A 13,992-nucleotide genomic window follows, 5' to 3' on the forward strand; every position below is an offset into this window, starting at 1 on the left:
TTACCGCGCAGGTGTCGCTGGACGACGCTGCCGATCTCGCCGAGCGGCTCGGCATCCGCTACGAGGTGCTGCCGATCGCCGACGCCGTCAACGGTTTCGAGAGCATTCTGGCCGGCACCTTCGCGGGCCTGGCGCGCGACATCACCGAAGAGAATTTGCAGGCCCGCACCCGCGGCACGCTGCTGATGGCGATCTCCAACAAGACCGGCGCCATGGTGGTCACCACCGGCAACAAGTCGGAAATGTCGGTCGGCTATGCCACGCTCTATGGCGACATGAACGGCGGCTTCAACCCGATCAAGGACATCTACAAGACCGAAGTGTTCCGGCTCTGCACCTTGCGCAATATGTGGAAGCCCGACGGCGCTTTAGGCCCATCCGGCGAGGTGATCCCGGTCAACATCATCACGCGCCCACCAACGGCGGAGTTGCGGGAAAACCAGACCGACCAGGATTCGCTGCCGCCCTATGACATTCTCGACGGCATTCTGGAGCGGCTGGTGGAGCGCGAACAGCCGCTGGCTTCGATCGTCGCCGCCGGCTTTGCGCGCGACACCGTGCTGCGGATCGACCGCTTGCTCAACATCGCCGAATACAAGCGCCGCCAGGCCGCGCCGGGCGTCAAGGTGACGCGCAAGAATTTCGGCCGTGACCGCCGCTATCCGATCACCAATCGGTTCCGGGATTCCGGCGAGCCGCCGCGCGAGCCGGACGACGCGCTGCTTTCGCGCGCCAACCGCGCCACCAGCGACGCGTTCGAGGGGTAGCGCTCTCACCAGGATGACGACGCCAAGCATGGCGCGAAGCGACAATTATGCGTCCGGACGCCAGGCCGCGCAGCTATTGCCGCAGCTGCCTACCTTGCCGGAATGAAGGCCGGGCCGACCGAGCGGATGGTCTTGTTGCCGCCGGTGTCGGGCGTGGCGTCGGTGGTCGGCGCGGCGCTGGGCGCTGCCGCAGGCGTCGTCGGAGCGGCGGTCTGTGCCGCGCCTTTCTTTTGTGCCGCCGGCGCCGGCTTCGCCAACGGCTGCGACATCTTCTTGGCGCGCTCCTCGGTGACGATGATGTCGCCCTGTTCGACCGAGCCCTTGTCGTCGATGCTCTTTAAGGCGTCGGACCAGGTCTGCCCGGCGGCCTTGCAGGCGCAGGACGGGTTGAATTCCTGGCGGTAGCGGAACGCGTTGGGCGACGAGGTGTAGGGTTGGCCGTTGATCGACACCGCCTGGTTCATGTCCTCGCCGGGATTGCGGTAGGTGAACAGCGTGGCCTCGGCCGCCGGACAGAGATTCTTGCAGGTCTTCTCGTCGTCGGAAAACCGGCCCGGCACGGTGGCAAAGGAGATCGGAAAATAAAACCCGTCGCAGCTGCGCACGCATACGGTGCGGTAGGTGCCGGACTGCGGCCCGAGGTCGGTGGGGACCGGGGCGGCGGCGCCGGGATTGTCGTTGCCGCCGGGGGTGCCGTTGTTGTTGCCGAACAGATTGTCCAGAAAATTGCCGCCATTGCCGCCGCCATTGCGGGCGGCGGCGACATATTGCGGGCCGCAATTGTTCTGCGCCAGCGCCAAGAGCACCGAGCGGCGCTGGTTGTCGCGGTCCGAGCTGCCGGCGCCGCCCATCCGCAACCGCTCGAGATTGACGGTGATCTGATCCAGATTGCCGCGCATCTGCTGGATCTGGTTGTTGATCGGGCCGCATTGCGCGGACTGGTTGTTGAATAGCGACAGGAACCCGGAGCTGTCGCAGCCCATCCGCTTGGCCTGGGTGGTGACGCGGTCGAGTTCGCCCTGCTGGCGGGTGGCGGCGTCCTCGAAGCGGCGGATCTGCTCGGCCTTGGCCGGATCGCCATTGCCGCCGCGGTCGACGCTGGCCAGTTGCGCTTCCAGCCGCTGGCACATCGGATTGCCAGCCGCGCCCTGTGGACCCTGGCCGGGTGGATAGGCTTGCTGCGGATAGCCTTGTTGCGGCGGCGGCGCGGACGGAGGCGGATAGCCCTGCGCCGCGGCTTCGAAATTGAGGGCTCCAAGGCCAACAAGCACGGCGCCGGCCAAAATCCGGCGGATCGGGGATCGCATCAAGGTCTCAACCATTTTTCGGCGGCAGGCGCGACCCGTCTAGCCGCTTCTGGCGGCACCGTCACGTCGTTTCCGAGGCGCCGGTGTGGCAAGTGGAAGCATCGGCGCAAGGCCGGTCGGACAGTCCTCAGCGGGCGCAGGTGATGGCGAGGAATTCATTGCAGGCGCCGTGCGCGCAGCTATTGCCGACGGCTTTCGGCACCGTCCCGGTGATTTCCTCGGCGTCGATCTGCCGATACGACGTCGCCTCGGCGAAATCCCGCGACTGGCAATAGGATTGCGCGGCGGAGGCGCCGCATTTTTCACCCTTGGCGAGGCATTGGTCGATGCCGTAGCCGTCGGAATGGTTGGGGACGATGAAGACGCGGCTGTCGGCCAGCGCGGCGGAGGCCGACAACAGCGAGGCCGCGGCCAGCAGGGCGGGAAAGGATTTCATAACTCACCAATGAATGAGAGAAACTCCCATTCTCATTAGACCCGAAAGGTTAAGAATCATTAACCATGGCCGTTTCGGCCGGCCGGAAGCGGCGTAGGACCCGAACATGGCCGAAATCGGTCGGTTCCGGAACCTATCGGGAGTCTCGACACTCGCCGGACTTGACGCGATTCGCCGGCTGTTCCATGGTGCTCGGATGAACGGTCTTTTCTCGATTTGTGGCCTTTGCCGCGAGATTATTAGCTAGCTCACCGCTGGCTGAGGCCGTCTTTTCTCTCGTGAGATCACTGGACGCCCGGCCGCAACGGACGGGATTTCCATGGCTTTGCGCCTTTACGATACGCTGACCAAGGACAAGCGCGACTTCGCGCCGCTCGATCGCTCGAACGTGCGGATGTATGTCTGCGGCCCGACGGTCTACGATTTCGCCCATATCGGCAACGCCCGGCCGGTGATCGTGTTCGACGTGCTGTTCCGGCTGCTGCGGCACCTGTATGGCGCGGATCATGTCAAATACGTCCGCAACATCACCGACGTCGACGACAAGATCAACGACCGCGCCGCGCGGGATTATCCCGGCCTGCCGCTGAACGAGGCGATCCGCAAGGTCACCGAGCAGACCGAACGTCAGTTCCACGACGACGTCGACGCGCTGGGCTGCCTGCGCCCGAGCATCGAGCCGCGCGCCACCGAACATATCGGCGAGATGCGCAGCATCATCGACCGGCTGGTCGCGGGCGGCTTCGCCTATGTCGCGGAAGACCACGTGCTGTTCTCGCCGCAGGCGATGAACGCGGCGAATTCGATTTTGCCGCGCTATGGGTCGCTGGCCAATCGCTCATTGGATGAGATGATCGCCGGCGCAAGGGTCGACGTCGCGCCGTATAAGCGCGACGCCACCGACTTCGTGCTGTGGAAGCCGTCGAAGCCGGGCGAACCGTCCTGGCCGTCGCCGGCCGGCATCGCCACGCAAGGCCGTCCGGGCTGGCACATCGAATGCTCGGCGATGGCCTGGAAGCACCTCGGCGAAACCTTCGACATCCATGGCGGCGGCATCGACCTGGTGTTTCCGCATCACGAGAACGAGGTCGCGCAAAGCTGCTGCGCCTTCCACACCGACCGCATGGCCACGACCTGGATGCACAACGGTTTCCTGCAGGTCGAAGGCGAGAAGATGTCGAAAAGCCTCGGCAATTTCGTCACCATCCGGGAGCTGCTGGGTAGCTACAAATTTGGGGGCAGGACCTGGGAGGGCGCTGCTCTTAGGTACGCGATGCTGACGACCCATTATCGGCAACCCATCGATTGGACCGGAGCGCGGTTGCTCTGGGCGCGGAATAAACTGGTGGAGTTCTTCAAGGTCGCAGGAAGCCAAGCTTCCGTTGATGAAGAAGAGGTTGACGAGCGTGTTGTTGCAGCGCTCTGCGACGATCTGAATGTTCCCCACGTTATTGTTGAACTGGATCGTCAGTTTTTAGAATTGAAGCACCGACCCGAAGACAAGGGAAAAGCAGCAGCTTTCCATGCAACTCTGAAATTACTTGGAGTGAATTTGAGTGAATTCGATCGGCAGATCGGTCGCTCGGAAGAGAATTTGATCGAAGTCAAGATCGCTCACCGAAATGCTGCTCGTCGTGCGAAAGACTGGACCGAATCCGACCGCATCCGCGATGAACTCGCCGCGATGGGCGTGGTGCTGAAGGACGGCAAGGATGCCGACGGCAAGCCGATCACCACCTGGGAGATCGCGCGATGACTCCCCCCAATCACATCGTCATCCCGAGGAGCGCGTTTTCGCGCGAGCCGGCTGCTCTAGCGTCATTGCGAGGAGCCCTTGCGACGAAGCAATCCAGGGGCTCCGTGCGCTTGGCCCTGGATTGCTTCGCACAGCGGCCGGCGCGTTGCGCCGTCCGCTGGCTCGCAATGACGCCCCCCGTCATTCCGGGGCGCGAGCGCGAATGCGCGAGCGAACCCGGAATCTCGACGCAGATTGCTGTCGTCGGCACTAAGCGACGTTCAAAGGAGACCCTGCGATGAGCAAGCCCGACACGCCGTTTCCGAAACACTGGCTGTACTACATCGCCATCAAGGTCGGGCTGCTCGCCGGCGCCATCGTGCTGGTGCTGAAACTCTACGGATTCTGGTGAGCGCGATGGGACAAGCCATGCCACGGCCGGCGCTGCGGCCGTTCCTGCCGGCCGACACGCCGGTGCTCGCCGCCATATTCGCCGCCAGCGTCGAGGAATTGACCGTTGAGGACTACAACGAAGCCCAGCAGCAGGCCTGGATCAGTGCCGTCGACGACGAGGCGGCGTTCGGTCAAAGGCTGTCGTCGCAACTCACCTTGATCGCGACGCTGCAAAGTTCGCCGGTCGGCTTCGCCTCGCTGAAGGGCGCCGACCTGATCGATCTGTTGTACGTGCATCCCAGCGCCGCCTTGCAGGGCGTGGCGTCGCTGTTGTGTGACGCGCTGGAAAAGCTCGCCGCCGCCCGCGGTGCCAAACAACTCACCGTCGAGGCTAGCGACAACGCCGAGCCGTTTTTCGCGAAGCGCGGCTATGTCGCGACCCAGCGCAACACCGTGACCCTCAACGGTGAATGGCTCGCCAACACCACCATGCAAAAAACTTTGGCCGATGCCGCGGCCGCAGGAGCCAAGTCATGAGCCGCGAACGCCTCTATTTATTCGATACTACGCTGCGCGATGGCGCGCAGACCAACGGCGTCGATTTCACGCTGCACGACAAGCGGCTGATCGCGGAAATGCTCGACGATCTCGGCATCGACTATGTCGAAGGCGGCTATCCCGGCGCCAATCCCAGCGACACCGAATTTTTTGCCACCGATCCCGGCCTGCAATCCGCCACCTTCACCGCCTTCGGCATGACGCGGCGGCCCGGCCGCTCGGCGTCGAACGATCCCGGCATCGCCGCGCTCTTGGAAGCCAAGGCCGGTGCGATCTGCTTCGTGGCGAAGTCGTCGGCCTACCAGGTCCGCGTCGCGCTCGGCACCACCAACGATGAAAACCTCGCCTCGATCCGCGACAGCGTGGGCGCCGCCAAGGCCAAGGGCCGCGAGGTGCTGGTCGATTGCGAGCATTTCTTCGACGGCTACAAGCAAGATCCGGCCTTCGCGCTGTCCTGCGCCAAGACGGCGTATGAGTCCGGCGCGCGCTGGGTGGTGCTGTGCGACACCAATGGCGGCACCATGCCGGATCAGATTGAAGCGATCGTCCGCGAGGTGGTGAAAGAAATCCCCGGCAGCCATGTCGGCATCCACGCCCACAACGACACCGAGCAGGCGGTGGCCTGTTCGTTTGCCGCCGTCCGCGCCGGCGCGCGGCAGATCCAGGGCACCTTGAACGGGCTCGGCGAGCGCTGCGGCAATGCCAATCTGTGTGCGATGATCCCGACCTTGAAGCTGAAGCCGGAATTCGCCGAGGCGTTCGAGATCGGCGTGTCCGACGAAAAGCTCGCCACGCTGATGCAGGTGTCGCGCGCGCTCGACAACATCCTCAACCGCCCGAGCAATCCGCACGCGGCCTATGTCGGCGGCAGCGCCTTCGTCACCAAGACCGGGATTCACGCCTCCGCGGTGATGAAGGATCCGCATACTTACGAGCACGTCACGCCGGAGGCGGTCGGCAATCACCGCAAGGTGCTGGTGTCCGATCAGGCCGGCCGCTCCAACGTGCTGGCGGCGCTGTCGCGCACCACCATTCCGTTCGACAAGGATGATCCGAAGCTGAACCGGCTGGTCGAGGAATTGAAGGAGCGCGAAGCCGCCGGCTACGCCTATGAATCCGCCAATGCCTCGTTCGATCTGCTGGCGCGGCGCACGCTCGGCAAGGTGCCGGAGTTCTTCCGGGTCGAGCAGTTCGACGTCAATGTCGAGCAGCGCTACAATTCGCACGGCAACCGCGTCACCATGGCGATGGCGGTGGTCAAGGTCGAGGTCGACGGCGAAATCCTGATCTCCGCCGCCGAAGGCAACGGTCCGGTCAACGCGCTCGATGTTGCCCTGCGCAAGGACCTCGGCAAGTTCCAGAAGTACATCGAGAGCCTCAAGCTGATCGATTACCGCGTCCGTATCCTCAATGGCGGCACCGAGGCGGTGACCCGGGTGCTGATCGAGAGCGAGGACGAGCAGGGCGAACGCTGGACCACCATCGGGGTGTCGCCGAATATCATCGACGCTTCGTTCCAGGCGCTGATGGATTCGGTGGTCTACAAGCTGGTGAAATGCAACGCCCAGGCGTGATGCCGTGACCTCACCGCGAGCGTCTCGCAGTTGCGGTAGGTGATTTCGTCCCAAGAAATTAGCGCGGCGTCCAGCGTTGACTTGAATCAATGCACGCCGCGTGGCTACACTCTCACAGTGGCAGATAACCGCCGCTTGATAAGACGACCCCGCCGATTGCTGGACAACACCTGTCCGCAACAAAGAGCCGGGGCGAGACCATGAGGAGACGTCAGTTTGGGCACCGCCATGAACGGCGCACAGTCGGTTGTGCAGACCCTGGTCAATTGCGGCGTTGAGATCTGTTTCGCCAATCCCGGCACATCGGAAATGCATTTTGTCGCGGCGCTCGACGCGGTTGGCGGCATGCGCCCGGTGCTGTGCCTGTTCGAAGGGGTCGCGACCGGCGCCGCCGACGGCTATGGCCGCATCGCCGGCAAACCGGCGGCGACCTTGCTGCATCTCGGCCCCGGCCTCGCCAACGGCCTCGCCAATCTGCACAACGCACGGCGCGCCGCGAGCCCGATCGTCAACGTGGTCGGCGATCACGCCACCTATCACCTGCAATATGACGCGCTGTTGACCTCCGACATTGTCGGTTTCGCCCGGCCGGTGTCGTCGTGGATTCATCAATCGACCAGCGCCGGCAGCGTCGGCGCCGACGCCGCGCGTGCGGTGCAGGCGGCGCGCGCCGCGCCGCACGGCATCGCCACGCTGATCATGCCGGCGGATGTCGCCTGGAACGAAGCCGCGCTGGCGGCGCACCAGCTCGACGACATCGGCCCGGCGCGGGTCGCCACCGACACCATCGAGGGCGTGGCGGCGCTGCTCGGCAACGGCAAGAAATCCGCGCTGTTGATCCGCGGCGACGGCCTGCGCGGCGCCGGCCTCGAGGCCGCCGGACGGATCCAGGCGAAAACCGGCGCGCGACTGTTGTGCGACACCTTCGCGCCGCATGGCGAATTCGGCGCCGGCCGGGTTCCGGTCGAGCGTATTCCGTATTTCGCCGAACAGATCGTGGCGTTCCTGAAAGACGTCACGCAGCTGATCCTGGTCGGCGCCAAGCCGCCGGTGTCGTTCTTCGCCTATCCCGGCAAGCCGAGCTGGGGCGCGGCGGAAGCTTGCGTGTTCAGCTATCTGGCGCAGCCGCATGAGGACGGCGCCGGCGCGTTGCAACATCTCGCCGACGCGCTGGATGCGCCGGCCGAGCCCGCGACCCGCACGCCGCTGGTGCTGCCGGATTTGCCGAAGGGCAAGCTGAACTCGCTCGGCGTGGCACAGGTGATCGCGCACTTCACGCCTGACAACGCGATCTATGCCGACGAGTCCGCCACCTCCGGGCTTGCCTTGATGATCCATCTGGCGCGGGCGCGGCCCTACACCCATTTGCCGCTGGCTGGCGGCTCGATCGGGCAGGGGCTGCCGCTCGCGGTCGGCGCGGCGCTGGCTGCGCCCGATCGCAAGGTGGTGTGCCCGTCGGGTGACGGCGGCGCCGCCTATACGTTGCAGGCGCTGTGGACCATGGCGCGAGAGAATCTCGACGTCACCGTGGTGATCTTCGCCAACCATTCCTACGCGATATTGAACATCGAGCTGCAGCGCGTCGGCGTCGGTGCAGCCGGCGCCAAGGCGCTGTCGATGCTCGATCTGCACAATCCGGAGATCAACTGGGTGCAGATCGCCTCCGGCCTCGGCGTCGCGTCGAGCCGCGCCGCCACGGCGGAAGAATTCACCGCGCAATATGCCGACGCCATGGCGCAGCGCGGCCCGCGCCTGATCGAAGCGATGATTTGAGGGAGGACCCCATGACCGCGGCCATCGTCTCTGCGCTGCGCCACATCGTCGGCGACACCGGCGTGTTGGAGCCCGCCGAACTCGGCAAGCGCTCCGCCGGCGCCTTCCGCTTCGACAATCTGCGCGCCGCGGCGCTGGTGCGGCCCGCCAGCACTAAGGAGGTCTCCGACGTGCTGCGCTGGTGCCACGCCCACAACGTCGCGGTGATCACCCAGGGCGGTCTCACCGGGCTGGTGCATGGCGGCGACGCCGGCGCCAACGACGTGATCCTGTCGCTGGAGCGGATGCGTGCCATCGAGGCGATCGATCCGTTGCAACGCACCGCGACGGTCGAGGCCGGGGTGGTGCTGCAGACCCTGCAGGAGGCGGTCGAGCAGCACGATCTGGCGTTTCCGCTCGATCTCGGCGCCCGCGGCAGCGCCACGCTCGGCGGCAACGCTGCCACCAATGCCGGCGGCAATCGGGTGATCCGCTACGGCATGACCCGCGACATGGTGCTCGGGCTCGAAGTGGTGCTGGCCGACGGCAGCATCGTCTCCTCAATGAACCAGTTGATCAAGAACAACGCCGGCTACGATCTGAAGCAATTGTTCATCGGCTCGGAGGGCACGCTCGGCGTCATCACGAAGTTGGTGCTGCGGCTGCGGGAAAAGCCGCTCGCCACCAACATGGCCTTCGTGGGCCTGAACAGTTTCGAGGCGCTGGCCAAATTCCTCAAGCATAGCGACCGCGCGCTCGGCGGCACGTTGTCGGCGTTCGAGGTGATGTGGCAGTCGTTCTATCAACTGGTCACCACCGCGCCGGCCAACGGCCAGCCGCCGATCGCCCAGCATCATCCGTACTACGTCTTGGTCGAAAGCCAGGGCGCCGATCACGAGCTCGACAGCCAGCGGTTTCATGCGGCGATGGAAAGCGCGCTGGAAGCCGGGCTGATCGCCGACGCCGCGATCGCGCAGTCCGAGGCCGATTGCCGCGCGTTCTGGGCGCTGCGCGACGATGTCGGCCAGGTGATGCAGGGCGGGCTGCCGGTGGTGTTCGACATCTCGCTGCCGATCGCGGCGATGGAAGCCTATGCCGATGGTCTGCGCGCGGCGCTGGAGGCGGAGATCGGCGATCACCGGCTGTGGATCTTCGGCCATCTCGGCGACGGCAATCTGCACGTCGTGGTGCAGGTCAAGCCGCAGAACTATCTGGCGCTGCGCCCGAAGATCGAGGCGCTCGTGTATCGGCCGCTGGCCGCCTGCCACGGCTCGGTGTCGGCCGAGCACGGCATTGGTCTCGAGAAGAAACCCTATCTGCATATCAGCCGCAACGCTGCCGAGATCGCGCTGATGCGCACGCTGAAAGCCGCGCTCGATCCCAAGGGCATTCTCAACCCCGGCAAGATTTTCGAAGTGGCGCCGGCGGCGCAGCGCGCCTCGGCGTGAACGTGCGGTTTAATTTTTTGCAGTTGAGATGAAGCTGAGCTGACGCTGAGTTGCGGTAGAGCTGAAGTCGAGCCGCGGCTTGCAGCGCTCCATCAATTCCCAGCGTCATTCCGGGGCGCGAACGGCGTGAGCCGTGAGTGAACCCGGAATCTTGCCGCGGGCGGCGGCCGTGAACGTTGCGAGATTCGGGTTCGCTCGAGCTAAACGCTCTCGCGCCCCGGAATGACGAGTTGGTTGCTTCTCGGAGGCGTGCCGAAGCGCCCTAAAACCGCTCGGCGATTTCCGGCACCACGGCTTCGGCCTCGTCGTCCGCGGTGGCCGCGGCGGCGTCGCGCAGCATCGGCAGGATCTGCTCGACCGCGTCGGCCTGCAACAGCTCGACCGTGAGGTTCGGCCGGATGAAGGCGGTGTCGCGCATATGGTCGAGCAGCGCCAAGAGCGGTTCCCAGAAGCCGTCGACATTGGCGATCAGGATCGGCTTCTTGTGCCGGCCGAGCTGCTGCCAGGTCAATTGCTCGACCAGTTCCTCCAGCGTGCCGATGCCGCCAGGCAGTGCCACGAAGGCGTCGGAGCGCTCGAACATCAGCCGCTTGCGCTCGTGCATGTCGTCGGTGACGATCAGTTCCTGCACGCGATCGAGCATGTTTTCTTTTTTGGTGAGAAAGCTCGGAATGATCCCGGTGACGGTGCCGCCGTGGTCGAGCGTGGCTTTCGCCACCGCGCCCATCAGCCCGATCGAGCCGCCGCCATAGACCAACCCGATCCCGCTCAGCGCCAGCTGTCTGCCGAATGCGATGGCGGTTTCGATGAATCGCGGATTGGTGCCGGCACCGGAGCCGCAATAGACACAGACCGTTTTGATTTCGCCCATGCGGGCGATGTGGCACCGCAAGATCACATCGTCAAGACATCGGGCCGGTGTGCGGCGCGGCGAAACTGCGAATCGCAGCGCGTCGCAGCGGCAACTGCGGGGCGCGCGGGGCGAAAAGAATCGCCGGCCAGGGTGCATGGCGCGCGCAAAGGCACTATATCACGGGCTGACCAAAACTCCGATCCGCGCGACGCGGCGGCTTTGCCGTGGCGCGTCGTTACATTCATTCTTCAGGCATTCTGGATGACTCCTCACCACGCGCACAGGGGCGCCGAGCCGATCGCCGCACCCGACGATTCGGCGTCCAAGCCGACCATGCTGGGCACGCTGGTGCAGCTGTGGCCGTATATCTGGCCCGGCGACCGCGTCGACCTGAAGATGCGCGTGGTCTGGGCGATGCTGCTGCTGCTGATCGCCAAGCTCGCCACCATGGTGGTGCCGTTCACCTTCAAATGGGCGATCGACGCTTTGACCGGGGCCGACACCGCGCCGGTCGAGTCGTCGAACTGGACGCTGTGGCTGATCGCCTCGCCGCTGCTCATGACCGCGAGCTACGGCGCGGTGCGGGTGCTGATGGCGGTGCTGACGCAGTGGCGCGACGGCGTGTTCGCCAAGGTGGCGATGCACGCGGTGCGCAAGCTCGCCTACATGACCTTTGTGCATATGCACGAATTGTCGCTGCGGTTTCACCTCGAGCGCAAGACCGGCGGGCTGACAAGGGTGCTGGAGCGCGGCCGCAACGGCATCGAGGTCATCGTGCGGATGGTGATCCTGCAATTGGTGCCGACCATCGTCGAGGTGTCGCTGCTGATGGGAGTGCTGTTGTGGCAGTTCGACTGGCGCTACGTGCTGGTGACGCTGATCACGGTGGTGATCTACATGTACTATACCTATCTCGCCACCGAATGGCGGATCGGCATCCGCCGCAACATGAACGAGTCCGACAGCGAGGCCAACACCAAGGCGATCGATTCGCTGTTGAACTACGAGACCGTGAAATATTTCAGCGCCGAGACCCGAGAGGCCGAGCGTTACGACCGCACCATGGCGCGGTACGAGCGCGCCAGCGTCAAGACCTACACCTCGCTCGCCGTGCTCAACGCCGGCCAGGCGGTGATCTTCACCTGCGGCCTGACCGCGACCATGCTGATGTGCGCGATCGGCGTGCGCAACGGCAACAAATCGGTCGGCGATTTCGTCATGGTCAACGCCATGATGATCCAGCTCTACCAGCCGCTGAATTTCATGGGGATGGTGTATCGCGAGATCAAGCAGGCGATCGTCGACATCGAGAAGATGTTCGGCGTCTTGACCAAGAACCCCGAGGTCAAGGATCTGCCCGGCGCCGCGCCGCTGGTGGTGTCGAGCGGCCATGTCCGCTTCGACGACGTGCGGTTCTCCTATGATCCGGCGCGGCCGATCCTCAAGGGGCTCAGCTTCGAGGTGCCGGCCGGCAAGACCGTGGCGATCGTCGGCCCCTCCGGCGCCGGCAAGTCGACGATCTCGCGGCTGTTGTTCCGGCTGTACGACGTCTCCGGCGGCCGCATCCTGATCGACGGTCAGGACATCCGCAAGGTGACGCAGGGCTCGCTGCGCGCCTCGATCGGCATGGTGCCGCAGGACACCGTGCTGTTCAACGACACCATCCGCTACAACATCCGCTACGGCCGCTGGGACGCCAGCGACGCCGAGGTCGAGGAGGCGGCGAAGACCGCGCAGATCGACGCCTTCATCCAGGCCTCGCCGAAAGGCTACGACACCGAGGTCGGCGAGCGCGGCCTGAAACTGTCCGGCGGCGAGAAGCAGCGGGTGGCGATCGCCCGCACCGTGCTGAAGGCGCCGCCGATCCTGCTGCTCGACGAGGCCACCTCGGCGCTCGACAGTCACACTGAGCAGGAAATCCAGGATGCGCTGGAGCGGGTATCCCGCAACCGCACGTCGCTGGTGATCGCGCATCGGCTGTCCACCATCGTCGGCGCCGACGAGATCATCGTGCTGGACCAGGGGCGCATCGTCGAGCGCGGCAGGCACGGCCAGCTTCTCGCCGCAAACGGGCTTTACGCCAGCATGTGGAACAGGCAGCGCGAGGCGCAGGAGGCGCGCGAAAAGCTGGCCTTGATCGGCGAGGAGGTCGCTGCACCGCCCCGCGCGCCGGCGCTCGACGATTCGGTGCCGGACCGCGAGGTGGAGCATGACACCCTGGCCACCCCGGACGCTGCGGAGTGAGCGGCCCGCTGAACGACACCAGCCCATCCCACAAGCGAATCATGGCGGCGCCGCGCGATTCTTCATATAACCCGGTTCCCGGCCCGTCGCCGCGCGACGCGCCACCCTCGCCCACAAGGGGCGAGGGGACAACAGAAGCAGTGAGCTGATGTCGATCGTCAATTCCATCCGTGCGCAAATTCCGCCGATCCATCGCGAAGGCTATCCGTTCATCGGCGGCTTCGCGTTGATCAGTCTGTTGCTGTTCTGGCTGTGGACGCCGCTGGGCTGGATCGGCGTGGTGCTGACGATCTGGTGCGCGCTGTTCTTCCGCGATCCGGTGCGGGTGACGCCGGTGCGCGACGACCTGGTGGTGGCGCCGGCCGATGGCCGGGTGTCGATGGTGGTGGCGATGGTGCCGCCGGCCGAACTCGGCCTCGGCGACAAGCCGCTGCTGCGGATTTCGATCTTCATGAGCGTGTTCAACTGCCACGTGAACCGCGCCCCGGTGGCCGGGCGGGTCGAGCGCATCGTCTACAGCCCCGGCAAATTCATCAATGCCGACCTCGATAAGGCCAGCGAGGACAATGAGCGCAATTCGATGGTGATCTCGACCGCCGGCGGCCAGATCGGCGTGATCCAGATCGCCGGCCTGGTGGCGCGGCGGATCGTCTCCTTCGTCCGGGTCGGGCAGACGCTGGGCGCCGGCGAACGCTTCGGCCTGATCCGCTTCGGCTCGCGGCTCGACGTCTACCTGCCGGACGGCGCCAAGGCGCTGGTGTCGCCGGGACAGACTTCGATCGCCGGCGAAACCGTGCTGGCCGACTTCCGCCAGGGCGACGGCGGTCGCAGCTATCGGGCGGCCTGACGCCGATGTCGCAGGTGACGCCAGCGCCGGCGATGGCGAAGCCGCCGCGGACGGACTATATGTGGCAAGCCAAAGCAT

General features: G+C 65.2%; 10 protein-coding genes and 1 pseudogene. 8 read left to right on the top strand and 3 right to left on the bottom strand.

Annotated features, from left to right (window positions below; genetic code table 11):
• On the top strand, window positions 1-767 hold a 767-nt coding region (gene nadE / locus VGC77_RS01720; protein ID WP_331169832.1), incomplete at its 5' end, for an NAD(+) synthase.
• 89 nt (window positions 768-856) lie between these two features.
• On the opposite strand, the gene VGC77_RS01725 is transcribed toward nadE, so the two are convergent.
• Together VGC77_RS01725 and VGC77_RS01730 are read right to left on the bottom strand one after the other, a co-directional pair.
• Window positions 857-2,089 (bottom strand): DUF2865 domain-containing protein, encoded by a 1,233-nt coding sequence (locus VGC77_RS01725; RefSeq protein WP_331169833.1) that lies wholly within the window; start codon window positions 2,087-2,089, stop codon window positions 857-859.
• A 112-nt stretch (window positions 2,090-2,201) separates the two neighbouring features.
• Window positions 2,202-2,510 carry a hypothetical protein gene (locus VGC77_RS01730; RefSeq protein WP_331169834.1) on the bottom strand — a complete coding sequence of 103 codons (309 nt, stop codon included), beginning with the start codon at window positions 2,508-2,510 and terminating at the stop codon, window positions 2,202-2,204.
• 319 nt (window positions 2,511-2,829) lie between these two features.
• On the opposite strand from VGC77_RS01730, the gene cysS reads away from it, so the two are divergent.
• From cysS to VGC77_RS01755, 5 genes are all read left to right on the top strand, one after another.
• Window positions 2,830-4,266 carry a cysteine--tRNA ligase gene (gene cysS, locus VGC77_RS01735; RefSeq protein WP_331169835.1) on the top strand — a complete coding sequence of 479 codons (1,437 nt, stop codon included), beginning with the start codon at window positions 2,830-2,832 and terminating at the stop codon, window positions 4,264-4,266.
• Between the two features lie 396 nt (window positions 4,267-4,662).
• On the top strand, window positions 4,663-5,175 hold the full coding sequence (locus tag VGC77_RS01740; RefSeq protein WP_331169836.1) for a GNAT family N-acetyltransferase: 513 nt from the start codon (window positions 4,663-4,665) through the stop codon (window positions 5,173-5,175).
• Window positions 5,172-6,770 carry a citramalate synthase gene (gene cimA, locus VGC77_RS01745; protein ID WP_331169837.1) on the top strand — a complete coding sequence of 533 codons (1,599 nt, stop codon included), beginning with the start codon at window positions 5,172-5,174 and terminating at the stop codon, window positions 6,768-6,770. The genes VGC77_RS01740 and cimA overlap by 4 nt, the downstream gene beginning before the upstream one ends.
• A 228-nt stretch (window positions 6,771-6,998) precedes the next feature.
• Window positions 6,999-8,543, top strand: a complete 1,545-nt coding sequence (locus VGC77_RS01750; RefSeq protein WP_331169838.1) for an acetolactate synthase large subunit — start codon at window positions 6,999-7,001, stop codon at window positions 8,541-8,543.
• 11 nt (window positions 8,544-8,554) lie between these two features.
• Complete coding sequence (locus tag VGC77_RS01755; RefSeq protein WP_331169839.1) at window positions 8,555-9,970, top strand: FAD-binding oxidoreductase; 1,416 nt, start codon at window positions 8,555-8,557, stop codon at window positions 9,968-9,970.
• A 262-nt stretch (window positions 9,971-10,232) separates the two neighbouring features.
• Here the strand turns inward: VGC77_RS01755 and VGC77_RS01760 are convergent, their stop codons facing one another.
• On the bottom strand, window positions 10,233-10,841 hold the full coding sequence (locus tag VGC77_RS01760) for a TIGR00730 family Rossman fold protein (protein ID WP_331169840.1): 609 nt from the start codon (window positions 10,839-10,841) through the stop codon (window positions 10,233-10,235).
• 243 nt (window positions 10,842-11,084) lie between these two features.
• Here VGC77_RS01760 and VGC77_RS01765 point away from each other — a divergent pair, with 243 nt between their 5' ends.
• Entirely contained in the window at window positions 11,085-13,067 is a 1,983-nt protein-coding gene (locus VGC77_RS01765) for an ABC transporter ATP-binding protein/permease (RefSeq protein WP_331169841.1), read from the top strand.
• Between the two features lie 133 nt (window positions 13,068-13,200).
• Window positions 13,201-13,914: pseudogene (locus VGC77_RS01770) on the top strand (phosphatidylserine decarboxylase); the annotation flags it as partial.
• Window positions 13,915-13,992: the final 78 nt, after the last annotated feature.

This window comes from Rhodopseudomonas sp. (assembly GCF_036404135.1).
GTDB lineage: Bacteria > Pseudomonadota > Alphaproteobacteria > Rhizobiales > Xanthobacteraceae > Rhodopseudomonas_A.

Excerpts from the sequence above, each read along its gene's own strand:
- VGC77_RS01725 (WP_331169833.1), bottom strand. The coding sequence starts at position 2,089 with ATGGTTGAGACCTTGATGCGATCCCCGATCCGCCGGATTTTGGCCGGC.
- VGC77_RS01730 (WP_331169834.1), bottom strand. The coding sequence starts at position 2,510 with ATGAAATCCTTTCCCGCCCTGCTGGCCGCGGCCTCGCTGTTGTCGGCC.
- cysS (WP_331169835.1), top strand. The coding sequence starts at position 2,830 with ATGGCTTTGCGCCTTTACGATACGCTGACCAAGGACAAGCGCGACTTC.
- VGC77_RS01740 (WP_331169836.1), top strand. The coding sequence starts at position 4,663 with ATGGGACAAGCCATGCCACGGCCGGCGCTGCGGCCGTTCCTGCCGGCC.
- cimA (WP_331169837.1), top strand. The coding sequence starts at position 5,172 with ATGAGCCGCGAACGCCTCTATTTATTCGATACTACGCTGCGCGATGGC.
- VGC77_RS01750 (WP_331169838.1), top strand. The coding sequence starts at position 6,999 with ATGAACGGCGCACAGTCGGTTGTGCAGACCCTGGTCAATTGCGGCGTT.
- VGC77_RS01755 (WP_331169839.1), top strand. The coding sequence starts at position 8,555 with ATGACCGCGGCCATCGTCTCTGCGCTGCGCCACATCGTCGGCGACACC.
- VGC77_RS01760 (WP_331169840.1), bottom strand. The coding sequence starts at position 10,841 with ATGGGCGAAATCAAAACGGTCTGTGTCTATTGCGGCTCCGGTGCCGGC.
- VGC77_RS01765 (WP_331169841.1), top strand. The coding sequence starts at position 11,085 with ATGACTCCTCACCACGCGCACAGGGGCGCCGAGCCGATCGCCGCACCC.